Annotated in this window: 15 protein-coding genes; 9 read left to right on the top strand and 6 right to left on the bottom strand. The window is 60.4% G+C overall.

The features are described 5' to 3' along the window. Positions 1-55: 55 nt before the first annotated feature. On the bottom strand, positions 56-5,536 hold the full coding sequence (locus tag CKW21_RS12590) for an ATP-binding sensor histidine kinase (RefSeq protein ID WP_095194292.1): 5,481 nt from the start codon (positions 5,534-5,536) through the stop codon (positions 56-58). Positions 5,537-5,820: 284 nt separating this feature from the next. Between CKW21_RS12590 and CKW21_RS12585 the strand changes: the two genes are divergently transcribed. From CKW21_RS12585 to CKW21_RS12570, 4 genes are all read left to right on the top strand, one after another. Continuing rightward, positions 5,821-6,213, top strand: coding sequence for a response regulator transcription factor (locus tag CKW21_RS12585; protein WP_095194291.1), 393 nt, complete (start codon positions 5,821-5,823; stop codon positions 6,211-6,213). Positions 6,214-6,302: 89 nt separating this feature from the next. Beyond that, a complete protein-coding gene (locus CKW21_RS12580) occupies positions 6,303-7,523 on the top strand; it encodes an efflux RND transporter periplasmic adaptor subunit (RefSeq protein ID WP_095194290.1) in 1,221 nt (406 codons plus the stop codon). After that, complete coding sequence (locus CKW21_RS12575) at positions 7,520-10,717, top strand: efflux RND transporter permease subunit (RefSeq protein WP_095194289.1); 3,198 nt, start codon at positions 7,520-7,522, stop codon at positions 10,715-10,717. Before CKW21_RS12580 ends, CKW21_RS12575 begins: the two co-directional genes overlap by 4 nt. A 1-nt stretch (position 10,718) precedes the next feature. Next, entirely contained in the window at positions 10,719-12,140 is a 1,422-nt protein-coding gene (locus tag CKW21_RS12570; protein ID WP_095194288.1) for an efflux transporter outer membrane subunit, read from the top strand. 134 nt (positions 12,141-12,274) lie between these two features. On the opposite strand, the gene CKW21_RS12565 is transcribed toward CKW21_RS12570, so the two are convergent. From CKW21_RS12565 to arcD (CKW21_RS12550), 4 genes are all read right to left on the bottom strand, one after another. Continuing rightward, positions 12,275-14,056, bottom strand: coding sequence for a SulP family inorganic anion transporter (locus CKW21_RS12565; protein ID WP_095194287.1), 1,782 nt, complete (start codon positions 14,054-14,056; stop codon positions 12,275-12,277). A 42-nt stretch (positions 14,057-14,098) separates the two neighbouring features. Next, positions 14,099-14,920 (bottom strand): polyphosphate kinase 2, encoded by an 822-nt coding sequence (gene ppk2, locus CKW21_RS12560; RefSeq protein WP_095194286.1) that lies wholly within the window; start codon positions 14,918-14,920, stop codon positions 14,099-14,101. Positions 14,921-15,006: 86 nt separating this feature from the next. After that, complete coding sequence (locus tag CKW21_RS12555) at positions 15,007-15,666, bottom strand: hypothetical protein (RefSeq protein ID WP_095194285.1); 660 nt, start codon at positions 15,664-15,666, stop codon at positions 15,007-15,009. A gap of 129 nt (positions 15,667-15,795) precedes the next feature. Further along, positions 15,796-17,223, bottom strand: a complete 1,428-nt coding sequence (arcD, locus tag CKW21_RS12550) for an arginine-ornithine antiporter (protein WP_095194284.1) — start codon at positions 17,221-17,223, stop codon at positions 15,796-15,798. 420 nt (positions 17,224-17,643) lie between these two features. Here arcD (CKW21_RS12550) and arcD (CKW21_RS12545) point away from each other — a divergent pair, with 420 nt between their 5' ends. The 5 genes from arcD (CKW21_RS12545) to CKW21_RS12525 all read left to right on the top strand — a co-directional run bounded on the left by arcD (CKW21_RS12545) (position 17,644) and on the right by CKW21_RS12525 (position 22,909). Beyond that, positions 17,644-19,071, top strand: coding sequence for an arginine-ornithine antiporter (gene arcD / locus CKW21_RS12545; RefSeq protein ID WP_095194283.1), 1,428 nt, complete (start codon positions 17,644-17,646; stop codon positions 19,069-19,071). A 31-nt stretch (positions 19,072-19,102) separates the two neighbouring features. Beyond that, positions 19,103-20,359, top strand: coding sequence for an arginine deiminase (gene arcA / locus CKW21_RS12540; protein ID WP_095194282.1), 1,257 nt, complete (start codon positions 19,103-19,105; stop codon positions 20,357-20,359). A gap of 25 nt (positions 20,360-20,384) precedes the next feature. Continuing rightward, complete coding sequence (locus tag CKW21_RS12535) at positions 20,385-21,395, top strand: ornithine carbamoyltransferase (RefSeq protein WP_095194281.1); 1,011 nt, start codon at positions 20,385-20,387, stop codon at positions 21,393-21,395. 156 nt (positions 21,396-21,551) lie between these two features. After that, complete coding sequence (gene arcC / locus CKW21_RS12530) at positions 21,552-22,481, top strand: carbamate kinase (protein ID WP_095194280.1); 930 nt, start codon at positions 21,552-21,554, stop codon at positions 22,479-22,481. A 65-nt stretch (positions 22,482-22,546) separates the two neighbouring features. After that, a complete protein-coding gene (locus CKW21_RS12525) occupies positions 22,547-22,909 on the top strand; it encodes a DUF5064 family protein (RefSeq protein WP_095194279.1) in 363 nt (120 codons plus the stop codon). A 116-nt stretch (positions 22,910-23,025) separates the two neighbouring features. Here CKW21_RS12525 and CKW21_RS12520 read toward each other — a convergent pair whose 3' ends face one another. Then, complete coding sequence (locus CKW21_RS12520; protein WP_095194278.1) at positions 23,026-24,672, bottom strand: fatty acid--CoA ligase; 1,647 nt, start codon at positions 24,670-24,672, stop codon at positions 23,026-23,028. Positions 24,673-24,824 lie beyond the last annotated feature (152 nt).

The following is a 24,824-nucleotide window of genomic DNA, read 5'->3' as shown; positions in this document are numbered from 1 at the left end:
GCACAAGCCTCTGCGGTAATTATCGGAAAAAAAAGAGTAGCACAGCGCCCGGTCCCTAAATGGAGACCGGCGACGCAAAGGGTAGCGTGAATTGCACGGTGGCCCCGCAGGGTCGGTTGGCGCTTGCCCACAACCGCCCTCCATGGGCCTCGATGATCGAGCGACAGATCGACAACCCCATTCCCAGGCCAGTGGGCTTGGTGGTGTAGAAAGACCTGAACACCTGATCGACGTTTTCCGCAGGGAACCCCGGCCCCGTATCGCTGACGCTGACGAGTAGCCCGCCCGCATCGTCCAGCACCGCGCCGATATGCAACTGTCGCTCGGCCTGGCGGATACTGCCCATCGCCTCCAGTGCGTTCATGATCAGGTTGAGCAGCACCTGTTGCAGCTCTACACGATCGCCTTCGACCAGCGGCAAAGCTTCGGTGAGTTGTGTCTGCAACGAGGTACCGCTCTTTATGATCTGGCCACGGGTGAACTCGATCATTTCGCCGATCGCGGCATTGATGTTCACCGGTTCCTTCTGCGGCGGCGCCTTGCGGATATGCCCACGGATCCGTCCCAGCACGTCCGCCGCCCGATTGGCATCCACGATAAGTCGGCCAAGTACATGGCGGACCTCGTCGAGCTCCGGCGGCTGGATGTTCAGCCAGCGTTGCGCGGCATTGGCGTTGAGGATGGTCGCGGCAATCGGCTGGTTGACTTCGTGAGCGATCGACGCCACCAGCTGCCCCATGGTCGCGACACGGTTGGCGTGGGCCAGTTCTGTCTGCACCTCGCGATAGCGGCGCTCGCTTTCGCGAATTTTTTCTTCCGCCTGCTTGCGGTCGGTCAGGTCCAGCACGAAGGCGACCCCCTCCTTGCTGCTGGCTTCGAACATTGCCAAACCGAGAATGACCGGCAAGCGGCTGCCATCTTTTTTGAAGTATGCCTTCTCGAAGGGTTGGGCATGGCCGGTTCGCACCGCTTCCAACATCGAGCGCTCGCTGAGCTCGCGGAACTCCGGCACCGTCAAATCCCTCCAGCGCAGGCGGCCCGAGACGACATCCTCCTGCGTGTAACCCAGCATGCGCAGAAAGGCATCATTGGCCTCGATAATGTCACCCTCGGCATTCCAGACAACGATCCCGATGATGTTGGCATCCACCAGGCGCCGGATCTTCGCCTCGCGCTCAGCGACCTCGCGGTACAAACGGGCATTCTCCAGTGAAATAGCCGCCTGTGACGCCACCAGCTTGAGCACGGCGATACGGGCCGGGCTGAACACACAGGCAGTCAGATTGTTTTCCAGGTAGAGCGCGCCGACGAGCTTGGCCTGGTTCATCAACGGCAGGCAGAGAATGGAACGGGCGCGATGCTGACGGATGTAAGGATCCGCGGCAAACGAAGCCTCGGTCATGGCATCGTCAAGCACAAGACTCTCTTGGGTACGCAGGACCTGATAGAGAACGGACTCCGGCAACAGCGCCATGCTGACCGGCGCATCGCGCAACTGCGTAGCGTTGTCGCCGGTGGTCACTTGCGCCGCAATCCGCTGCTCGCCACCGTCCGACAGAATCAGCAGGCCGCGTTCGGCACCGGCCTGTTCAATGGCCGTGCACATGACCATATCGATCAGCTTTTCCAGGACGATTTCACCCGAGACGGCCTGGGATACCTTGAGTACGGTGGCAAGATCCAGGTGTTCGACCGTGGTGGCCATGGTGGTCGTCGGGCCGAGCCCGAGCGCTTCGGTCCTCAGCGATGGGTACTTGGCATCAAGCTGGCGCACCTTGCCATCGGCGCCCCAACACAGGTAGCCGTAACGGGCGTCCTGCAAATAGACCCGGGCAATCTTCCCCAGGCCGCGCGCCGCGTAGAAGCGAGATGCACATTCGTTGGCGAGCGCTTCGATATGGACAAAGCCACTCTCCTGCGCCAGGTGGATGGCTTGCTCATAAAGCAACTCGGCATCGACCACACGTCCTTCAACGCGGGCGATTTCGGCGCCGACCAGCGCGGCCCGGCTGGCAAAATTCTCCGGGCACTGTTGCGCCCAGGTCTGGAGCTGGCGGTAACCGCGCTCCATGGCGACCCGTTGCTGCGCACGTTCCTCGACCGGGACTTCGTCGCACCAGGCCGCCCGGGCCAGCGCGTCATAGAAGTAAAATTCGGCTTCCTCGAAGAACGACTGGCAAACCCAGAGTAACCCCTGCGCCTTGGCAGCGGCGGACATGGCCGCGGCTGGATCATCGGCCATGTAGCGGGCCTGCAGTTTGCGGACCCAGTACAAACATTCAGCCAGTACCAGGTCCGGACTGCTGGACAGGTGGGCTTCGGTCTCGGGCTCGTTTTGCTCGCCGTCGTCGAGGCGTCCGAAGGTGGGCGTCAAGCCACGGAGCATCCGGATCAGCGTCAATTGCGTGAGGATAAAATCAACCACCAGGCCGAATCGCACTTTGCGGGCGTAAGCCAGGCCCTGTTCGGCTTCGCCTTGTACATCCGGCAACGGCTCGCCGGCGAACAGCAGATCGGCGGTGAGGTTGTTGCCGGCATAGGCGCCGTAAGGCAGATCGCCGATCCGGTTCGCCGCTGCAAAAGAACGCCGCAGCAAGTCCCGGCATTGCCCCACCGGCTTCATCCAGCGCACGGCAAAACAGGAGAAGCAAAGATAGGTGCTGGCCTCGAAACGTGTCAGACCGCGTCGATCAACGAGGTCGCAACCCAGCTGGCCGAAGCGGAAACCGGCCTGGTAGTCACCGAACCGCCGGCCGGCGACCCGGAACACATTCGCGTACAGCACGCAGGAGGCATCGCAGTTGCCCCACTCCAGGCTCAGGCTGACCGCCTTGCAAATCGACAGGCACGAAAGGTTCGTGTCCGTCTGCAAGGCCGGCGCGAAGAGTTTGCCCAGCGCATTGACGGTCATGAGGGCCGTGGCGTCCTCCATCAAGGGCAGATCAATCAGATCCTCGATGGCCCGGTCCCCCAACAACCGCCCGATCTGCTCATACTCGCGACGCACTTCATCGTCGCCGGGATGTGCCGACCACTCGATCCCCACATGCCGCAGGTAATCGAGACAGACAGCGACCGCGCCATCGCTGCGATCCAGGAGCAGATAGACGTCCATTTGCAGACAAGCAACGCTGGCGCGTTCGACCACCGTCATTACGCGAAGCGCCAGGGCAGTCAAGCGCTTGTCCGCGAGAGACAGCTGTCCGGTCAGGAGTTCGCACTCGGCCCGGTTCAACTCAAGTGCGAAGTACAACCCATGCTGGCGCACTCGACAGTCGTCGCTCAACAGCCCGGCGCCCGTGGTCAGATAGTTGAGCGCCGATGCATAGGCTGTTGACGCCTTGGCACGCTGGCCGGCCATCAGGTTGAACCCGGCCAGTTGCTCGCGCTCGCTTTGCTCGACAAGCAGCGCGGCACCGCGATTGAGCTGGCCGACGATGTCAAAGATCGCCTCTTCCAGACCTTGCGTCGGCGTCTGCACTGCAAGAAGCCGCCCGATGCGCAGGTGGGCTTGGGCGCGTGATTCCTTGGGGATCAGTGAATACGCGGCCTCATGGATACGATCATGGACAAAACCGTAGGCGCCTTCCAGTTGTTCGACCAATTCCTGGCGAATCGCCTCCCACAACACCGTGCGCAACTGTGCCATGGGCATGCCTGTCACGGTCGAGAGCGCGGTAGTGGTGGAGACGTTTCCCAGGCACGCCAGTTGTTGCAACACCTGCTGCGTTTCGGCCGGCAACCGGGCCAGTTTGTCGACCATCAGGTCCACCACATTGTCGGTGTAGCCCTTGGCATGAATGCGATCCGGGTACCAGCACCACCGACCGGCGTCATGATCGAACGTCAGCAGCTGCTCCTCGGCGAGCGCTTGCAGAAACTGGATGACGAAGAACGGATTGCCGGCGGTTTTGTCCAGCACCAGTTGCGCCAGGGGTTCGACGCGCGTTAGCTGATCATGCAGCGCCTCGGCGATCAGCTGTTCAATGTGCACCTTGGCGAGTGGCGCCAGGGTGATCTCATCCACCCTGCCCCCCGCATTGCGGATGGCCTGAAGCTTGCCCGTCAGCGGGTGCGTCGCATCCACCTCGTTACTGCGGTAAGCCCCCACCAGCATCAGGTAGCGAATATCCGGGCTGGTCAACAGGTCCTCAAGCAGGTCCAGCGTTGCCGCGTCGAGCCATTGCAGATCGTCGAGAAACAGTGCGAGCGGATGTTCAGCCCGGGCAAATACGCCGATAAAGCGCCGGAACACCAGAAGGAAACGGTGTTGCGCCTGTTGCGGATCAAGCGCCGGAACCGGTGGTGGCTCGCCGATGATGAGCTTCAGTTCGGGAATGAGGTCGGTCATGAGCCGCGCATTGGCGTCCAGTGCCGTTTGCAAGGCCTCGCGCCAGTTCGCCAGCTCCGTATCGTTCTTGCCCAGCAGCGCTCGCACCAGGCTTTGAAAGGCCTGTACCAGCGTCGAATAGGGAATGTCGCGCCGGTACTGATCAAATTTGCCGGCGGCGAAAATGCCCCGCGGCGGTACCAGTACCTTGTGCAGCTCATTGACTACCGACGACTTGCCAATACCTGAATAGCCCGTGACCAACACCAGCTCCGGCACTCCGTTCTTGACGATTCGGCCGAACGCGGAAACCAGGGTCTCGACCTCCTGCTCGCGCCCGTAGAGTTTCTCGGGAATCATCAGCCGGTCGAACGTGCCGTGGTCACTCAAGGTGAAGGGCTGGATCTGGCGCATCTGCTGCCAGTCAGCCAGGCACCTGCGCAGATCATGTTCAACCGCCGCAGCCGTCTGATAGCGCTCCTCGGCGGTTTTGGCAAGCAACTTCATGACAATGCCGGACAGCCCTTCGGGAACGCTTTCGACCCGCAAGCTCGGCGACAGCGGTTTTTTTGCGATATGGCAATGCACCCACTCCATGGGATCGGTGGCGGTAAAGGGCAGTGAGCCGGTCAGCATCTGGTAAAGCGTGACACCGAAGGAATAGAGGTCGCTGCGCGAATCGATCGAACGATTCATCCTGCCGGTCTGCTCGGGTGCCATATAGGCGAGCGTGCCAGCGATGGTCTCGGGCATCTGCCGCTCGCGGGGCAGCCGCGAGGCGAGGCCGAATCCGGTGAGTCGGGCATGTCCGTCGTTGCAATTGACCAGGATATGGCTGGGCTTGATGTCTTTATGGACAAGGCCACGCTGGTGAAGCTTGCCCAGTGCCACGGCAATACTGATGCCGTGGTGCAAAAAGGTCGTCGTTTCCATGGAGGCGTGCAACAACTGCACGAGCGGTTCGCCACCGGGGTCTTCGAGCACCAATTGCAGCTGCCCGTTGTCACGCACCAGCTCAAGTGGCCGTACCGCCCAACTGCGATCCAGCTCGTCCTTGAGCGCAAACTCATGAGAAAGGCGGGCAAGACAAGCCGGTAGTGGTTGTTCGGCGACGGGTCGAGTCACCAGAACGGGAGGGTTGCCACCTGCACCCGAGCGTAATTCCCGCCAGAAGATGCGCTCACCGTCGTCCCATGAAATCTGCATGCTGTTATCCCGATGATCGTTGTTTTCGACGGAATCCGGAGCGGGATAGATTAGCTATCTTATGGCAACCTTTCACGGTCAGCTCATCAAGGCTCGAGTGGCGGGTAGTCGGAACCCGCAAATGACCTGAAAAAACACAAGCGCCCTGCTCATGCGCAAGATGTCATGGAACGGCTGTGGCGACATCATCACTTGGTCTTAGCAAGCTATACGTAGATATACTTTTCCACCTGTTGAGAGTGCGTATCTTGTAAAGACGAAGGGAGCTGTCACGAGCAAATCATATGACGCAAAACACTCAGCTGCGCAGTGCGACAATCATTGCGATTGTCGATGATGACGATTCCGTTCGCAGTGCCCTGGAAAGCCTGATTCGGTCCAGTGGCTATAAAACCAGAACCTATTGCAGCGCACTGAAGTTTCTCGACGCGAACGCCCTGGCTGAAACCCATTGCCTGATTTCCGATATCCAGATGCCGGGCATGAGCGGCGTAGAGATGCATGAACAGCTCGTTGCAAGGGGCATCCACATTCCCACCCTATTCATCACGGCCTACCCTGACGCGGCACCTCCCATCGGTGCCGACGACCCCGGGCTGATTGCCTGCCTGCCTAAACCCTGCGACGCCGACAGGCTTCTGCACTGCATCGAAACGGCCCTCCTCCAGCAACACTGAGAGTTTTTCAATCCAGAACCGCCCATGACCACTGGTTTCTGAAGCAATGCTAGCTACGCTTCCTTGATCGACCTTCATGGAGAACGGGCATGGGCGGCGTCGCATATTCCAGCGGTAACGGCTTACCCATTGCCTGTCTGCTGGGAGTTTTCGTCCTGTTGGCCGGCTGTGGCAAAGAACCGGTGTCCCCGGCGCGCAAGCCTCCCGATGTCACCGTGATGACGGTCACCGCCCGCGATACCCCGGTGACTTTCGAGTTCGTCGCCCAGACCCAGAGTTCCCGCGAAGTGGAAATCCGTGCCCGCGTCGCCGGCTTCCTGGATCGACGGCTGTACACTGAAGGCGATTTGGTGAAAGCCGGGCAAACGCTGTTCCAGATGGACCGCAAACCCTTCGAGGCCGCGCTGCTGTCGGCCCAGGGACAACTGGCGCAGCAGCAGGCGCGCTGGGAAGTCGCCAAGGCGGCGCTGGCCCGGGTCCGTCCACTGGCGGCACAGAACGCGGTCAGCAAGATGGACCTGGACAATTCCGTCGGTGAAGAGAGGGAAACCCGCGCCGCCGTACTGGCCGCAGAGGGCGTGGTACGCACCGCACAGCTGAATCTCAGCTACACCACCATCACCTCCCCGCTCACCGGCCTTTCCAGCTATGCGAAAAAACAGGATGGCAGTTACGTAACACCGGGTGAGTCGGGCCTGCTGACCTCGGTGTCACAGATGGACCCGATGTACGTCAACTTCAGCCTCTCGGAAAACGAAACACTGAAATACCGCGACGAGATCAGCGCCGGGCGACTCAAATTCCCGGCCAGCAGCGATTTTGAAGTCGAAGTGGTGTTGGCCGATGGCACCGTGGTGCCTGATCGCGGCAAGGTGAATTTTCTCGCGCCATCGTTCAGCCAGGAAACCGGTACCTTTCTGGTTCGGGCGGTGCTGGCCAATCCGAAAGGACTGCTGCGTCCCGGTCAGTTCGTCAGGGCGCTGGCCAAGGGCGCTACCCGGCCCAATGCCATTCTGGTGCCGCAGAAAGCCGTGCTCGAGGGGGCCAGGAGCCATTTCGTCTGGGTACTCGATGCCGAGGGCAAGCCCGAACAACGGGTGGTCGAAGTGGGTGAATGGCAAGGCGATAACTGGTTCATCAGCAAGGGCTTGCGCGCCGGTGAGCGCATCGTGGTCGATGGCGCGATCAGGGTCACACCCGGAGGGCCGTTGAATATCGTCGACGCGGCCGGCACCACTGCGCCACCCGCCGCCGAAGGCGAAACGGTGAAAGCCGGTACGAAAGGTACGACCGGCGGAAAAGCGCCATGAGCATCTCCCACTATTGCATCGACCGGCCGATCTTCGCCTCGGTGATTTCCATCATCATCACCCTGGCCGGCGCTGTGGCCATGCTCCAGCTGCCTGTCGCCCAATACCCGGACATCACGCCACCGCAGATCACCGTCGCGGCCACCTACCCCGGTGCCGATGCGCAGGTGGTGGCCAATAACGTGGCCGCGCCGATCGAACAGCAGGTCAACGGCGCCGACAACATGATCTACATGAACTCGTCGAGCTCCGCGACGGGCAACATGACCCTCAACGTGTTCTTCGAGATCGGCACCGATCCTTCCCTGGCCCAGGTGGATGTGCAGAACCGGGTCAACCTGGCCCTGCCGCAACTGCCCTCCGCGGTGCAGAGCCAGGGCATTCAGGTGCAGAAGAAGTCGTCAGCCTTCATGATGGTCCTGGCGGTGTACTCCGCCGGCGACCGCTATGACAGCACCTACGTGGCGAACTACGCCAACCTCTACATCCTGGATGCGATCAAGCGCATCCCCGGTGCCAACCAGGCCAGTATTTTCGGCACCCCGGACTACGCCATGCGCATCTGGCTCAAGCCTGACCGCATGGCCCAACTGGGCATCACCGCCGCAGACGTGCAGAAAGCCGTGGCCAACCAGAACCAGCAGTTCGCGGTCGGCCGGGTCGGGCAATCCCCCACGGGGCAAGCCGTCGAACAGTCGTTCGCCGTGACCACCAAGGGGCGTCTGACCGAGCCGGTGGAGTTCGAGAACATCATCTTGCGCGCCAGCAACGACGGCGCCGCCATCGTTCGCCTCCGGGATGTCGGGCGTGCCGAACTCGGGCAGAAAGACTACTCGCTGCGCAGCACCTACCAGGGCGGCCCGGCGACCTTGATTGCCGTGTATCAGCAACCCGGCGCCAACGCCCTCGACGTTTCCGCCGCCGTGACCAAGACCCTGGCGGACATGAAGGCGACCTTTCCCGAAGGCATCGAATACAAGATCGTGATGGATACCACGGCCTTCACCCGTGCGTCGATTTCCGAGGTGATCCACACCTTCTTCGAAGCCCTGGTGCTGGTGGTCATCGTGGTCTACCTGTTCCTGCAGAGCCTGCGTGCCACCCTGATCCCGGTGCTGGCGGTACCGGTGTCCATCGTCGGTACGTTCATCGGCATGTCGGCGCTGGGATTTTCGGTGAACATGCTGACATTGTTCGGCATGGTGCTGGCCATCGGTATCGTGGTGGACGACGCGATCGTGGTGATCGAAAACGTCGAACGCAACATGCACGTGCACAAGATGAACCCCAAGGACGCGGCCAAGCGCGCGATGGACGAAGTGGCCGGGCCGGTGGTGGCCATCGTGCTGGTGCTGTGTGCGGTGTTCATCCCGGTGGCGTTCATGGGTGGCATCACCGGCCAGCTGTATAAACAGTTCGCGATCACCATTGCCATTTCCGTGGTGATCTCCGGCCTGGTGGCCCTGACCCTGTCGCCTGCCTTGGCCGCGTTGCTGCTCAAGCCTCAGCACGGCGACAAAAATGCCTTTTTTCGCTGGTTCGAACGCAGCTTCGAACGCATGACCGAGGGCTACTCCAACGCGGTGGCGTTCATGATCAAGCGCTTTGTGCTGGCACTGTTGCTGTTTGCCGGCATGATTGTGCTGATTGTATTGATGGGCCAGCGCATCCCCAGTGCCTTCCTGCCGCCGGAAGACCAGGGCTATTTGCTGGGGGCCATCATCATGCCCGATGCGGCGAGCCTGGATCGCACCGGCGAGGTCGGCAAGGTGGCCAGTGACTTCTTCATGAACGATCCGTCCGTCGAAGGCGTGGCCATCGTCAACGGTTACAGCCTGCTGGACGGCCAGAACAAGAACAACGCCGCCGCCTTCTTCGTCGGCTTCAAGGATTTCGAAGGGCGTTACAAGGACTCGGACACCATCAAGGAACAGAGCGCCCCGGCGGTCATCCAGAAAGCCGCCCATGCGTTTTCCACGGTTCAGGGCGGGATCATTCTGCCGGTCAACCCGCCGTCCATTCCCGGCCTGGGCACCACCGGCGGCATGGAGGTCTGGGTGCAGAGCAAGGGCGACGACAGCATCGACCAACTGGCGGAAATGGTCGGCAACCTTGTGGCCAAGGCCCGGCAGCGCCCGGAACTCGGCGCCATCACCTCCACCTTCAACGTGCACTCCCGGCAGCTGATGGTCGACGTGGACCGGGAAAAGGCCGAGACCCTGGGCGTGCCGGTGGAAGATGTCTACAGCGCCATGCAGACCATGTTCGGCTCGCTGTACGTTTCGCAATTCAACAAATTCAGCCGGTTGTGGCAGGTCATCCTGCAGGCCGAGCCGTCCTATCGCCTCAAGGCCGAGGACCTGCAACAGATCTACGTGCGCAGCAAAAACCTCGGCATGGTGCCGCTGAAGGCCGTGCTGACCACCCGCTACGTCACCGGGCCCGACCTGCTGACCCGTTTCAACAACTTCCCGGCGGTAAAACTCACGGCCAACGCGGCGCCCGGCTACAGTTCCGGCCAGGCACTGGCAGCCCTGGAGGAAATCAGCGCCGAGATCATGACCAATGACTATTCGCTGGCCTTGAGCGGTGAGGCGTTCGAGGAGAAAAAGAGCGGTGGCGCCTCGTCCCGGGTGTTCATCTTCGGCCTGGTGATGGTGTTCCTGATCCTCGCGGCGCAGTACGAAAAATGGTCCCTGCCCGTCGGCGTACTGCTGGCGGTACCGTTCGCGTTGTTCGGTGCGCTGCTGGCAGTGCTCATCCGGGGCTTGAGCAATGACGTGTATTTCCAGATCGGCCTGACCATGCTGGTGGCGCTGGCGGCGAAAAACGCCATCCTGATTTTCGAGTTCGCCGTATTGAACCGGGAAAACGGCATGTCGGCCTATGACGCGGCAATGACGGCGGCGAAGGAGCGTCTGCGGCCTATCGTGATGACGTCACTGGCGTTCATCCTCGGCTGCGTGCCGCTGGCCATTGCCGTCGGCGCCTCCGAGAACAGCCGCCACTCCATCGGTACCGGGGTGATCGGCGGGATGTTGGCGGCGACGGTGATCGCGATCTTCTTCATTCCCTTGTTCTACTACCTGGTGGAGCGGATGTTCGCGAAAAAGGACGAACCCCAGACATCCGCTCAAACGTCGTCTGCGCAGCTCCCCGACGGCGCGGCGCAGAACCGGCATGAGGGGGACTGAGATGCGCAAGCCCCCTCTTCCACTGTTGTTGTGCCTGGGCCTGGCCGGTTGCATGGTGGGGCCGGATTACCAACACCCGGAAATCGACACCCCCGCGGCTTATCGCTATGCGGACAAGGAAGCCAGGGACCTGTCCAACACGCTGTGGTGGGAGCAATTCCGGGACCCGGTCCTCAACGATCTGATCCGCACTGCATTGCTCGAAAACAAGGACATCAAGATCGCCGCCGCGCGGGTGGAGCAGTTCCAGGGCCGTTATGGCGAGACACGTTCGCTGTTGTTCCCGCAAGTCGGGCTCGGCGCCCAGGGCCAGCGGACCCGTTCGCCACGGGACAACGGTCCGGTGCCGCTGGATTCCTCCGTCGACCCGGTGTTCAACAACTATCAGGCCATCCTCAGTGTGAACTGGGAACTGGATATCTGGGGCCGTTTGCGCCGCCTCAGCGAATCCGCCCGGGCCGATCTGCTGGCCTCGGAAGAAGGTCGCCGCAGCGTCCTGTTGAGCCTGGTCTCCTCGGTGGCGTCGAGTTACGTGACCCTGCGCGATCTGGACCGGGAACTGGAAATTGCCCGCACCACCGCCAAGGTGCGTGGAGATTCCTACGAGATTTTCAAACTGCGCTACGGCGCCGGCACCATTTCCGAAATGGAACTGGCGCAGAACCAATCCGAATATGAGCGGACCCTGGCCTCGGTGGCGCAATTCGAACCGCTGGTGGCGCAGCAGGAAAACGCGTTGGCCGTTCTGCTTGGCCGCAATCCGGGGCCGATCATTCGCGGGCGTGACCTGGGGCAACTGGTCCTTCCATCGGTGCCGGCGGGCCTGCCTTCGGACCTGCTGGAACGGCGACCCGACCTGCGCCAGGCCGAGCTGAACCTGATCTCGGCCAACGCCCTGATCGGCGCCGCCAAGGCCCAGTATTTCCCGACGATTTCCCTGACCGGCCTGCTGGGTTCGGTCAGCAACCAGCTCTCGGACCTGTTCACCGGGCCCGCCGCCACCTGGTCCTATGGCGTGGCCGCGAGCATGCCGATCTTCACCGCCGGCGGCATCGCCGGGCAGGTGCAACAGGCAGAAGCGTTCCAGCAACAAGCCTTGCTGACGTACCAGCAGGCCATTCAATCGGCCTTCAGGGATGTGGAAAACGCCTTGATCGCGTCCAGTAAATCCCGCGAGCAGATGGCCTCCCAGGGGCGGCAGGTCGACGCGCTGCGAACCTACGCGCGGTTCGCGCGGCTGCGCTACGACAACGGCTACACCGACTACATCGAGGTGCTGGACGCCGAGCGCAGCCTGTTCGATGCCGAGTTGAACTACACCCGGACACGAGCCTTGGTGTTCACGTCCATGATTGATTTGTACAAGGCAACGGGTGGTGGGTGGGTGAGCAAGGCCGATGAGCTGAGCGTGTCCGGCAAATAACCCGACTTGCACTACTGTAGGAGCGAGCTTGCTCGCGAAAAACCTAAAGGCGCCACTGGCCATCTGATTTTACGCGTTATCGTTCACGTTCTTCGCGAGCAAGCTCGCTCCTACAGGTGGAGATTGCGCGCGGGCTATTCCCGATCCTCCTGCTCCCACTCCACCGGATGAAGTTCAAGATAACGGCTGACCGCAGCGCCCAAGGTCGCAAAAAACGCGTCTTCGCCAAACCGCGTGAACAGTCCGAAGCGCTTGAGCTTGTCCTTGACCGGATCCTTCATCTCGGCCACGCACAATTCGATGCCCGCCGCGTGCAAGGTTTCGTCCAGTTCGGCCAGCATGTCGGCAGACGTCACGTCGACACTGGTGACCGGCTCCGCCGCCACCACCAGCCAGCGCACGGGCGTGGGCGAGTCGGCCACGGCGTCCAGTACCCGGTCATGGAACAGTTCGGCATTGGCGAAAAACAACGGTGCATCCCAGCGAAACAGCACCAGGCCGGGGATCAGGCGCGCGTCGGGATAGCGTTTGGTGTCGTGATAGCCCTGCACGCCCTCGGCCCGTCCAAGGACCGCAGAGTACGGCCGCCAGGCATCCCACAGGAATTCGATGACCGCGATGACAATCGCCAGGCCGATGCCCTCGATCGCCCCCAGCACCGCCACGCCCACCGTACAGACGATCGACAGCCAGAACTCCCAGCGCTGCATGCGGTAGATGCGGCGCAGGTCGCTGACTTCGATCAGGCCGATGGCCGAGGCGATCACCACCGCCGCCAACGCGCTGGTGGGCAGGTTCTGCAACAGGTCCGGGGCCACCATCAGCAATAGGGCAACCGCCAGCGCGCCGACGACACCGGTCAGTTGGGTTCTGGCCCCCGCCGCCTCGGCCACAGGGGTGCGCGATGAACTGCTGCTGATCGGGAAGCCCTGGAACAAACCGCCCGCCAGGTTGGCGATACCCAGCCCGACCATCTCCTGGTTCGGGTCGACGTAGGTCCGGGTGCGCGCCGCGTAGACTCGTGACAATACGCTGGTGTCGGCGAACGAGACCAGGGCGACGGCGCAACCGCCGATCAACACCGGGACGATATCGGCGCGGGTGATCCAGGGAATGTCAAACGCCGGCAAGCCTTGTGGCAGTGAGCCGAGTACCGCCACACCTTGCGCCGCCAGATCCAGCATCCCCACGGCGACGGTGGCCGCCACCACGGCGATCAGGATGCCTGGCACGCGTTTTTTGTCCTTGAGCAGCAGGATCACCACCAGGGTCGCCGCGCCGACTGCAAACGTGACCCAATGAGTCTTGCCCGCCATCACCGCCGAAACGATGGCCCAGAGGTTTCTCAGGGGACCGTCGGTTTCGATCGAGAAGCCGAATAGCTTGGGCAGTTGGCTGATCAGCACCGTCAGCGCGATGCCGTTCATGTAGCCATAGCGGATGGGTTTGGACAGCAACTCGGTAATAAAACCCAGCCGCGCCACGCCGGCCAGGATGCACACCGTACCGGACACGATCGCCATCATGCCCGCCAGGGCCACCGCACGCTGCGGATCGCCGCCGGACAACGGCAAGATCACGGCGAGGATCACCGCCGCCAATGACGAGTCCGGGCCCAGTACCAGAATCCGGCTGGGACCGAACAGCGCATAAGCCAGCAACGGAACGATGGTCGCATACAGCCCATAGATGCCGGGTACGCCCGAGGCCACGGCGTAGGCGATACCGACCGGCACCAGCATGGTGGTCAGCACCAGGCCGGCGACGATATCGTGCTGCAACCACGCCATCTTGTAACTGCGCAGGGTTCGCAGCCCCGGCAGCCAGCGGCGCCAGCCGGTTTGATCGGCGCCCGACTCCTTGCGCGCGATCCGGCCCGGTTCCGGCAGCGGTGGCGAAGCATCTGAATGGCTCATAGCCCCTCGTCAAAAAAACGCAGATTCGCTTGAACGGAGCACTCAGAATTTTTCCGGAATGCGCCGGAACGGGTAATCCGGTTCACGGTAACCGCCCGGTTTCTGTCGCTTGGGCAACGTTACCTGTTCGCGCTTCACATCTTTGTAGGGAATGCGGCTGAGCAAGTCGGTGATGATGTTGAGGCGGGCCCGGCGTTTGTCGTTTGAATCGGCCACCAACCATGGCCCATAGTCGGTATCGGTCGCCTGGAACATGTCGTCGCGGGCACGGGAGTATTCATACCAGCGGCTGTAGGACTTCAGGTCCATCGGTGACAGTTTCCAGATCTTGCGCCCGTCCTTGATGCGCGCCTCGAGTCGGCGGGTCTGTTCTTCCTGGCTGACCTCCAGCCAGTACTTGAGCAGGATCACACCGGATTCGACGATGGCGCGCTCCACCAGGGGAACCGACTTCAGGAACTTGTCCAGCTGATCGTCGGTGCAAAAACCCATTACGCGCTCGACGCCCGCGCGGTTGTACCAACTGCGGTCGAAGATCACCACTTCGCCGGCCGCGGGCAGGTGCGGCAGGTAGCGTTGCATGTACATCTGGCTCTTCTCGCGTTCGGTCGGCGCAGGCAACGCGACGACGCGAAAGACCCGCGGACTGACCCGGTCGGTCAGTGCCTTGATCGTCCCGCCCTTGCCGGCTCCGTCGCGCCCTTCGAAGACGATACAGACCTTGATGCCCTCTTTAACGACCCATTCCTGCAACTTGACCAGCTCAACGTGCAAGCGCCGCAACTGATCCAGATAGTCCTGGTTCTTGAGTTTCGGGCTTTGCGCGGACGGCTTTTTCTGCGGGTTTTTTTTATCTTTTGCCATGATCAATACCTCACGAATGCAGGTCACTGACAACCGACGGGACGACCCTGCGGTACGGCTACAGGCTCTTGAAGAATGATGTCTGTTCAACCGCCGAGCGCGATGATCGCGACGATCAGCAACGAACCGGCGATGGCCAGGGTAATGGCGCCCAGCAAAGGTCTTACACCTGCGTAGCGCGCAAGAATCCAGCCCGCCACGAACAGCATCCCGACGCCGATCAGATTGGAGACGCGCACCGCCAGCATTGTCTGGTCCAGCACCATGAAAGGCACCACGAGCGGGAACGTCGAGAGTACGACCAGCAAAAACACGCCAAAAGCGCCCTTGAAATCATCCGTGCCAAGGCGTGGTGCTGAGGCGGCGGGTGCCTCGAGCAAGCGTTGGCGCAACATTTCCAGCCCGTCGGCGCCGGCCGCCGAAGCGATCCGCGGTGGCAGCGCATCAGCAATCAGCGTTTGCCCGGTGGTTGCATCCACGCCGCCGCGCAGGCTGGCAAGCAGTGTGCGGTTGCGACTGCGCTCGATCAGCACCCGCAGCAAATACATGGCCGCATCGGCGAGCCCCCAGGCGAGGTTGCAGCCGAGCGCGGCAATCATCATGACCCGTTCAGCTTCCTGATCCGTCGTCACCACGCTGATCGTTCCGGTGAAGGTCATCGCCATGAGCAGGCCGAAGATCACCTCCGAGACGCGGTCAATGGGATCGAGCACCGGTGCGCGCTTTTTTTCTGCAATGCTTTGCATGGGTCCAACCTCGTCGGACTCGGGTCCTGGTGTTGCCGTCCGGGTCCCCTGCCAACCGATACTGAACCGCTTTGACAGGGTAGGCCGTTTCCAGCCCCACTTCAGTGTAGTTTGAAACCTCCGCAGCGCTCACAACGACAAAAGACCGTTATACAACCCATAAGCCGCCAGCCCGGCCCCGGTGATCACACAGGTGAAGATTGCCTTTTCGATAGGGGTAAACAACGGCTGGCCTTGCTCATGTTTGGCCTTGGCGAACAAAATCACTCCGGGTGCGTACAGCAATGCCGAGAGCAGCAGGTATTTCACCCCGCCGGCATACAACAACCACGTTGCGTAACCGAGCGCTACGCCGCCGATCAAAAGATCCTTGGCCCGTTCCGACGAAGCATTTTCATAGGTTTCGCCGCGCCCGCTCAACAGCACCGCATACGCCGCCGACCACAGGTACGGCACCAGGATCATCGAGGACGCGAGGTAGATCAGGCTGGTGTAGGTACCGGCGGAAAACAGTGTGATCAGCAGGAAAAGCTGAATCATCCCATTGGTCAGCCACAACGCATTGACCGGCACGTGATTGGCGTTTTCCCTGGTCAGGAAGGCCGGCATGGTCCGGTCCTTCGCTGTGGCGAACAGTATCTCGGCGCACAGCAGCGCCCATGACAACAAGGCACCGAGCAGGGAAATCGCCAACCCGATGCTGATCAGCAACGCTCCCCAGGGGCCGACAATGTGTTCAAGCACCGCGGCCAGCGACGGGTTCTGCAGGTTGGCCAATTGCGGCTGGCTCATGATCCCCAGCGACAACACGTTCACCATCACCAGCAGTGCCAGCACGCCGAAAAAGCCGATGACCGTTGCCCGGCCGACATCCTCACGTTTCTCTGCCCTGGCCGAATAGACACTGGCGCCTTCGATGCCAATGAAGACGAAGACCGTCACCAGCATCATGTTGCGTACCTGGTCCATCACACTGCCGAAGTTGGGGTTGCTGCGCCCCCAGATGTCGCGGGTAAAGACGTCGGCCTTGAAGGCCACGGCGGCAATGACAATAAACATGATCAGCGGCACGACCTTGGCCACGGTGGTCAGCTGATTGATGAACGCCGCTTCCTTGATGCCGCGCATGACCAGAAAGTGCACCGCCCACAACAAGACCGAGGCGCAACCAATGGCAACCGGTGTGTTGCCTTGGCCAAATACCGGAAAGAAGTAACCGAGGGTGCTGAACAAGAGTACGAAGTAGCCCACATTGCCCAGCCAGGCGCTGATCCAGTAGCCCCAGGCCGAGGAAAATCCCATGTAATCGCCGAACCCGGCCTTGGCGTAGGCATACACGCCGGAGTTCAGCTCCGGCTTGCGATTGGCCAGGGTCTGAAAGACGAAGGCCAGGGTCAACATACCAACGGCGGTGATGGCCCAACCGATCAGCACGGCGCCGGCATCGGCTCGCTCCGCCATGTTCTGTGGCAAAGAGAAAATCCCGCCACCGATCATGGAGCCCACTACCAGAGCGATCAGCGCACTCAAGCGAAGCTTTTGCGTCGGATCCGACATCGCTGTACTCCCTGCCTGTCACGCAACCGTCCAAAACTGGTTTTAAGCTAAGCAGCTAAAGCGTAATAACGTTCGTCAATTAATGTTCATTTATCGCGGATTTTTTATACCTAATCACGCTAAATCTGTCGCATTTAATAGCGTTCTTATTGGAAGTAGATAAAAGTCACTATTGGCTTGAACCGAACTTTACAAAACACGAAAACAAACTAGCGTCTAAACTTCAATGAACCCCATAAATAGAAACCACACTTTGCCAAGGCCTCTGGAAAGGGCTTCCTCGGCATCAATACTTATCGACTGAGTTTTATTCAATCAGTCATTGACGCGCCTTGGTGATCCGGCATTGACCCAAGTCAGGTGTTTGATTAGTGAAGAAAACTATTCTGTTTTCTCTCTTTTCCCGCAATGGAGGCAACCATGTCAGAATCCCCCGGAAAATTGCGTCTCGGTGCACTTATAGCCTTGGTTGTCGGCTCGATGATCGGTGGCGGGATTTTCTCCTTGCCGCAGAACATGGCCGCCAGCGCTGACGTCGGTGCCGTACTGATCGGCTGGGCGATCACCGCCGTGGGTATGTTGACTCTGGCCTTCGTTTTCCAGACCCTCGCCAACCGCAAACCTGACCTTGATGGCGGTGTCTACGCCTATGCCAAGGCCGGGTTCGGTGACTACATGGGTTTTTCATCGGCCTGGGGCTACTGGATCAGCGCCTGGCTGGGAAACGTCGGCTACTTCGTACTCTTGTTCAGCACCCTGGGCTACTTCTTTCCGGTATTTGGAGAAGGTAATACGCCTGCCGCCGTGATCGGCGCATCAGTGCTGCTGTGGGCCGTGCATTGGCTCGTGTTGCGGGGGATCAAGGAAGCAGCGTTCATCAACCTGGTGACCACGGTAGCCAAGATCGTACCGTTGCTGCTGTTTGTGCTGATTGCGCTCTTCGCTTTCAAGCTGGATATCTTCACCGCCGACATCTGGGGCTTGAAAAACCCCGACCTGGGCAGCGTGATGAACCAGGTGCGCAACATGATGCTGGTCACGGTGTGGGTGTTCATCGGTATCGAAGGCGCGAGCATTTTCTCGGCGCGTGCGGAAAAACGCAGTGATGTCGGTAAAGCCACCGTCATCGGTTTCATTTCCGTGTTGCTGATCCTGGTTTTGGTGAACGTGTTGTCGCTGGGCATCATGACCCAGCCGGAGCTGGCGAAACTGCAGAACCCGTCGATGGCCGCCGTGCTCAAGCACGTAGTGGGTGATTGGGGTGCAATATTGATCAGCGTCGGCCTGATCATTTCGCTACTGGGGGCACTGCTGTCGTGGGTGCTGCTGTGCGCGGAGATCATGTTCGCCGCGGCCAAGGACCACACCATGCCGGCGTTCCTGCGAAAGGAAAACGCCAACCATGTACCGGTCAACGCCCTGTGGCTGACCAACGCCATGGTGCAGTTGTTCTTGATCATCACCCTGTTTTCCTCCAGCACCTACCTGTCGCTGATTTACCTCGCCACCTCAATGATTCTGGTGCCGTACCTGTGGTCGGCGGCCTACGCCTTTCTTCTTGCAATGCGTGGCGAGAGTTATGAAAACGCCGGGGCTGAACGCCAGAAAGACCTGTTCATCGGCGCTATCGCACTGATTTACGCGATCTGGCTGATCTATGCCGGCGGCGTCAAATACCTGCTGCTGTCCGCCCTGCTCTATGCCCCCGGCGCGATCCTGTTCGCCAAGGCCAAGCTCGAAGTCAACAAACCGGTTTTCACCCACGTCGAGAAGCTGATTTTCGCAGCCGTCGTCATAGGCGCCCTGGTGGCCGCCTATGGGCTGTATGACGGTTTCCTGACCCTGTAGTAAATGATTTGTCATCCGGAGGATTACTGTGATGTCCAAGGAAAAAGTTAAGTACGGCGTTCACTCCGAAGCCGGCAAATTGCGCAAAGTCATGGTTTGCTCTCCCGGACTGGCCCATCAGCGGCTGACCCCGAGCAACTGCGACGAGTTGCTTTTCGACGATGTGATCTGGGTCAATCAGGCCAAGCGCGATCACTTCGATTTCGTCACCAAAATGCGCGAACGTGGTATCGATGTACTGGAAATGCATAACCTGCTGACCGATACAGTCCAGAACCCTGAAGCCCTTAAATGGATTCTGGATCGCAAGATCACCTCCGACACTGTAGGCCTCGGCCTGACCAACGAGGTGCGCAGCTGGCTCGAAGGCCTGGAGCCACGCAAGCTGGCCGAGTTCCTCATCGGCGGCGTGGCCGGTGAGGATCTACCGGAAAGCGAAGGCTCCGCCGTGATCAAGATGTACCGCGATTACCTGGGCCACTCCAGCTTTCTGTTGCCGCCATTACCCAACACCCAGTTCACCCGCGACACCACCTGCTGGATCTACGGCGGCGTAACACTCAACCCGATGTACTGGCCGGCTCGGCGGCAGGAAACCCTGCTGACCACCGCCATCTACAAATTCCACCCCGAGTTCACCAACGCCTCCTTCGAAGTCTGGTACGGCGATCCGGACAAGGATCACGGTCAGTCCACACTCGAGGGCGGTGACGTCATGCCGATCGGTAACGGCGTCGTGTTGATCGGCATGGGCGAACGGACATCCCGTCAGGCCATCGCCCAGCTGGCGCAGTCGCTGTTCAACAATGGCGCAGTGGAAAAAGTCGTGGTCGCCGGCTTGCCAAAATCCCGCGCGGCGATGCACCTGGACACCGTATTCAGCTTCTGCGACCGCGATCTGGTCACGGTCTTCCCGGAAGTTGTGCGGGAAATCGTGCCATTTGTCCTGCGTCCCGACGACAGCAAACCGTATGGCATGGATGTTCGACGGGAAAACAAATCGTTCATCGACGTGGTTGCCGAGTCCTTGAATCTGAAGCAATTGCGCGTGGTGGAAACCGGCGGCAACAGCTTCGCTGCCGAACGCGAGCAATGGGACGACGGCAACAACGTGGTGGCGGTGGAACCTGGCGTGGTCATTGGCTATGACCGCAACACCTACACCAACACCCTGCTGCGCAAGGCCGGTGTGGAAGTGATCACCATCAGCGCCGGCGAACTCGGGCGCGGACGCGGCGGCGGCCACTGCATGACCTGCCCGATCATTCGCGACCCGATTGACTACTGACCTATAAACCTTAGGAGATCAAAAAATGGCGTTCAATATTCATAATCGCAACTTGCTGAGCCTGGAACACCATACCGCTCGCGAATTGCGCTATCTGCTCGACCTGTCCCGCGACCTCAAGCGCGCCAAGTACACCGGCACCGAACAACAGCACCTCAAGGGCAACAACATCGCGCTGATCTTCGAAAAAACCTCGACCCGCACCCGCTGCGCGTTCGAGGTCGCGGCCTATGACCAAGGCGCCAACGTCACCTACATCGACCCGAACTCCTCGCAGATCGGCCACAAGGAAAGCATGAAGGACACCGCTCGCGTGCTGGGGCGCATGTACGACGCGATCGAATACCGTGGCTTTAAACAGGAAATCGTCGAGGAACTGGCGAAGTTTGCCGGCGTGCCGGTGTTCAACGGATTGACCGATGAATACCACCCAACGCAAATGATCGCCGACGTGCTGACCATGCGTGAACATGCCGACAAGCCGATCCATGAAATCAGCTACGCCTATCTCGGCGACGCTCGCAACAATATGGGCAATTCCTTGTTGCTGATCGGCGCCAAGCTGGGCATGGACGTGCGCATCTGCGCGCCGAAGGCCCTGTGGCCGGCGGACGACCTGGTGGCTCGTTGCAAACAATACGGCGAAGAAAGCGGCGCCCGGATTACCCTGACCGAAGACCCTAAAGCCGCGGTCAAGGGTGTGGACTTTATTCACACCGACGTTTGGGTGTCGATGGGCGAGCCCGTCGAAGCCTGGGCCGAGCGCATCCAGCAATTGCTACCGTACCAGGTCAACGCCGAACTGATGAAGGCCAGCGGCAATCCGCGCACCAAGTTCATGCACTGCTTGCCGGCGTTTCATAACAGCGAAACCAAGGTCGGCAAGCAAATTGCCGAGCAATACCCGAACTTGAAGAACGGCATCGAAGTGACCGATGACGTGTTCGAGTCACCGGCCTGCATCGCTTTCGAGCAAGCGGAAAACCGCATGCACACCATCAAGGCGATTCTGGTGTCGACTTTGGCTGATCTTTAACGGCTCACCCGGGTTTGCTCTTTGTGGGAGCGAGCCTGCTCGCGAAAACGGTGGATCATTCAACATCGTTGTTGACTGGCACACCGCTTTCGCGAGCAGGCTCGCTCCCACAGGAGACCGAGTCACCGCTTACTTCTCTTTAAGAAGGACTGCATCATGCGTATCGTCGTTGCTCTGGGCGGTAACGCCCTGCTCCGCCGGGGTGAACCCATGACGGCGGACAACCAGCGTGCCAACATCCGGATCGCCACCGAACAGATCGCCAAGATCCACCCCGGCAACCAACTGGTGATCGCCCACGGTAACGGTCCGCAGGTCGGCCTGCTGTCGCTGCAAGCGGCCGCCTACACTTCCGTTTCCCCCTATCCGCTGGACGTGCTCGGCGCTGAAACCGAAGGCATGATCGGCTATATCATCGAACAGGAACTGGGCAACCTGCTGGCCTTCGAAGTGCCTTTCGCCACACTGCTGACTCAGGTCGAAGTCGACGCCAATGACCCGGCGTTCCAGAATCCGACCAAACCCATCGGCCCGGTCTATACCAAAGCCGAAGCGGAGAAACTCGCCGCCGAAAAAGGCTGGGCGATTGCCCCGGACGGCGACAAATTCCGGCGCGTGGTGGCCAGCCCCAAACCCAAGCGCATTTTCGAGATTCGCCCGATCAAGTGGTTGCTGGAAAAAAACAGCATTGTGATCTGCGCCGGCGGTGGCGGCATACCGACGATGTATACGTCGCCGGGCAAGCTCGAAGGCGTGGAAGCGGTCATCGACAAGGACCTGTGCTCGGCGCTGCTGGCCGAACAGCTGGAAAGCGATTTGCTGGTCATCGCCACCGACGTTAATGCGGCTTTCATCGATTACGGCAAACCCACCCAGAAAGCCATTGCCCAGGCCCACCCCGATGAAATCGAAAAACTCGGCTTCGCCGCCGGTTCCATGGGGCCCAAGGTCCAGGCCGCCTGTGAGTTTGCGCGCAACACGGGGAAAGTCGCAGTGATCGGTTCGCTCTCGGATATCGAGGCGATTGTGCAGGGCAAGGCCGGCACCCGCATCAGTACGGAAAAACCTGGCATCAGCTACGTTTAAAAAAATAAACTCCCAGGGCAGATCCAGGGTCTGCCCTTCTCCAAGACCTTCAAAGGAGAGACGACATGGCTACGTTCGAGCCCGGTCATTTGCACATCGAGCGCCACGCGCTGAACAAGGACGATGTCAGTTACAACATCCATATCGACTACGAGGTGGCGCAGGACCCCAAGGAAGGCAAAGGCATGCTGTTCAAGATGCATGGCACGATCCAGGGCAAAGAGGTCAACGACCCCTTCTTCCTGCCCAAGGATCAGGCCTACAACTTCGCCAGCAACGTGACGAAAATCGCGGAAAAGTACGGGATTCCCAAGGCGCTGAGCAGCATTGGGTCGATTCACAAGTACTACGACGCGATGTTCGAAGATGTGCGGGTGCAGTTGAACATGAAATCCGGCGACCCGGTAAAGCCCGAACACCTGGAATAACCCACTCCCCCTGTGGGAGCGAGCCTGCTCGCGAAGACGGCTGATCATTCAACATCCATGCTGACTGACCTACCGCTTTCGCGAGCAGGCTCGCTCCCACAGTGGATCATCGTCGCTTACAGACTCATCTCCTGCTCCCTGATCAGCTTCTTGTTGATCTTCCCGACACTGGTTTTCGGTATGTCCGCCACCACCCTGATCTGCCTCGGGATCGCCCACTTGTTGATGCGGCCGCTCTCGACGTATTGAAGCAAATGAGCCGCCAGCGTTGACTCGGTAAGACACTGTCCCGGCGCGCAAACAACCAGCGCCACCGGCCGCTCCCCCCACTGCGCATCAGGAATGCCGACAACCGCCACCGACGTGACGGCCGGATGCTCGCTGATCAGGCTTTCCAGCTCCAATGAGCTGATCCACTCGCCGCCCGTCTTGATCACGTCCTTGATCCGGTCCTTGATTTCCACGACACCCAGGGCATCGATCGAAGCAATGTCGCCGGTGTGCATCCAGCCGTTTTCCCACAGTTGCGCGCCTTGCTCGGGCGCTTTGAGGTAACCCTGGGTCAACCACGGGGCACGGACCACGATTTCGCCCAGCGCCTCGCCATCCTGAGCGACCTCGTTGCCGCCGGCATCGATGATCCGCAGGTCGACCATCGGCACCGCCACCCCGGTCTTGATCCGCGCGGCCACCTGATCTTGCGCCGGTTGCGCAAGTTCGGCGTCGCTCAGGTGGGACAGGCACAGCAATGGACAGGTCTCGGACATCCCGTATCCGCTGTGCACGCGCATACCCCGTTCCGTTGCCTGGGCGGCGAGCCCGTGGGTCAAGGCGCTGCCGCCCAGGAGCATTTTCCAGCCACTGAAATCGGTTCGGGCCGCTTCGTCACAGCCCAGGATCATTTGCAGAATCGTCGGTACGCAGTGGGAAAAGCTGACCTCTTCTTCGCGGTACAGACGGACCAGGCTATTGGGCTCGTAGCGACCGGGGTAAACCTGCTTGATCCCCATCAAGGTCGCGACATAGGGCACGCCCCAGGCATGAACGTGGAACATCGGGGTAATGGGCATGTACACGTCATCGGAACGCAGCAACGGCAGGCCCTGGTACACGCCGAGGGTGCCGACGGCGTTGAGCGTATGCAGCACCAACTGGCGATGGGTGAAGTAAACGCCCTTGGGGTCGCCGGTGGTGCCGGTGGTATAGAACAGGGTCGCTACCGAGTGTTCATCGAAGTCCGGGAAGTCGAAATGCGGTTTCGCACCCGCCAGCAGGCATTCGTATTCACCCACCACCGGCAGCGTGGTCGCGGGCGCTTCGCCGTCACTGAGCTGGACAAAGCCTTTGACGGTCGTCAGCTGATCGTGAATCTGCTCGATCAACGGCAGGAAATCGTCATGAACCAGCACCAGATCATCCTCGGCGTGGTTCATCGTGTAGAGCACCTGCTCGGCGGACAGGCGAATGTTCACCGTGTGCAGCACGGCGCCGATCATCGGCACGGCAAAAAAACATTCCAGATAGCGGTGGCTGTCCCAATCCAGCAAAGCCACGGTATCCCCGGCCTTGACCCCGGCTTTCGTCAGCGCGTCGGCCAGGCGTTTTATCCGTTCGTTGAGTGTCTGGTAGTTGTAGCGCAGCTTGTCCGCGTAGACGATTTCCTGATCGGGGCAATAGCGTCCGCCCGAGAGCAGCAGGCTCTTGATCAACAAGGGATAGGTGTAGGCGTCTTGCGCGGGCGCGATTATTTTTGTGGTCACCACAGTGAACTCTTCCTGATGCTGTTGGTTGTCAGAGCTGCGATGCGGCGCCCCTTGTGGGAGCGAGCCTGCTCGCGAAAGCGTCGGGTCAGTCAGCATTGTCGTCAGCTGACCCATTGCATTGGCGAGCAGGCTCGCTCCCACAGGAGGTCGAG

The sequence above is a fragment of the Pseudomonas sp. Irchel 3A7 genome (assembly GCF_900187565.1).
Taxonomy (GTDB): Bacteria; Pseudomonadota; Gammaproteobacteria; order Pseudomonadales; family Pseudomonadaceae; genus Aquipseudomonas.
Note: the sequence above shows the minus strand (reverse complement) of the source record. Positions and strands in the feature narration are given on the sequence as shown.

What these genes read in the sequence shown, in the direction of transcription:
- CKW21_RS12565 (WP_095194287.1), bottom strand. Translation starts at nt 14,056, where the DNA reads ATGAGCCATTCAGATGCTTCGCCACCGCTGCCGGAACCGGGCCGGATC.
- CKW21_RS12525 (WP_095194279.1), top strand. Translation starts at nt 22,547, where the DNA reads ATGGCTACGTTCGAGCCCGGTCATTTGCACATCGAGCGCCACGCGCTG.
- arcC (WP_095194280.1), top strand. Translation starts at nt 21,552, where the DNA reads ATGCGTATCGTCGTTGCTCTGGGCGGTAACGCCCTGCTCCGCCGGGGT.
- arcD (WP_095194284.1), bottom strand. Translation starts at nt 17,223, where the DNA reads ATGTCGGATCCGACGCAAAAGCTTCGCTTGAGTGCGCTGATCGCTCTG.
- CKW21_RS12590 (WP_095194292.1), bottom strand. Translation starts at nt 5,536, where the DNA reads ATGCAGATTTCATGGGACGACGGTGAGCGCATCTTCTGGCGGGAATTA.
- ppk2 (WP_095194286.1), bottom strand. Translation starts at nt 14,920, where the DNA reads ATGGCAAAAGATAAAAAAAACCCGCAGAAAAAGCCGTCCGCGCAAAGC.
- arcA (WP_095194282.1), top strand. Translation starts at nt 19,103, where the DNA reads ATGTCCAAGGAAAAAGTTAAGTACGGCGTTCACTCCGAAGCCGGCAAA.
- CKW21_RS12555 (WP_095194285.1), bottom strand. Translation starts at nt 15,666, where the DNA reads ATGCAAAGCATTGCAGAAAAAAAGCGCGCACCGGTGCTCGATCCCATT.
- CKW21_RS12580 (WP_095194290.1), top strand. Translation starts at nt 6,303, where the DNA reads ATGGGCGGCGTCGCATATTCCAGCGGTAACGGCTTACCCATTGCCTGT.
- CKW21_RS12570 (WP_095194288.1), top strand. Translation starts at nt 10,719, where the DNA reads ATGCGCAAGCCCCCTCTTCCACTGTTGTTGTGCCTGGGCCTGGCCGGT.
- CKW21_RS12535 (WP_095194281.1), top strand. Translation starts at nt 20,385, where the DNA reads ATGGCGTTCAATATTCATAATCGCAACTTGCTGAGCCTGGAACACCAT.
- CKW21_RS12585 (WP_095194291.1), top strand. Translation starts at nt 5,821, where the DNA reads ATGACGCAAAACACTCAGCTGCGCAGTGCGACAATCATTGCGATTGTC.
- arcD (WP_095194283.1), top strand. Translation starts at nt 17,644, where the DNA reads ATGTCAGAATCCCCCGGAAAATTGCGTCTCGGTGCACTTATAGCCTTG.
- CKW21_RS12575 (WP_095194289.1), top strand. Translation starts at nt 7,520, where the DNA reads ATGAGCATCTCCCACTATTGCATCGACCGGCCGATCTTCGCCTCGGTG.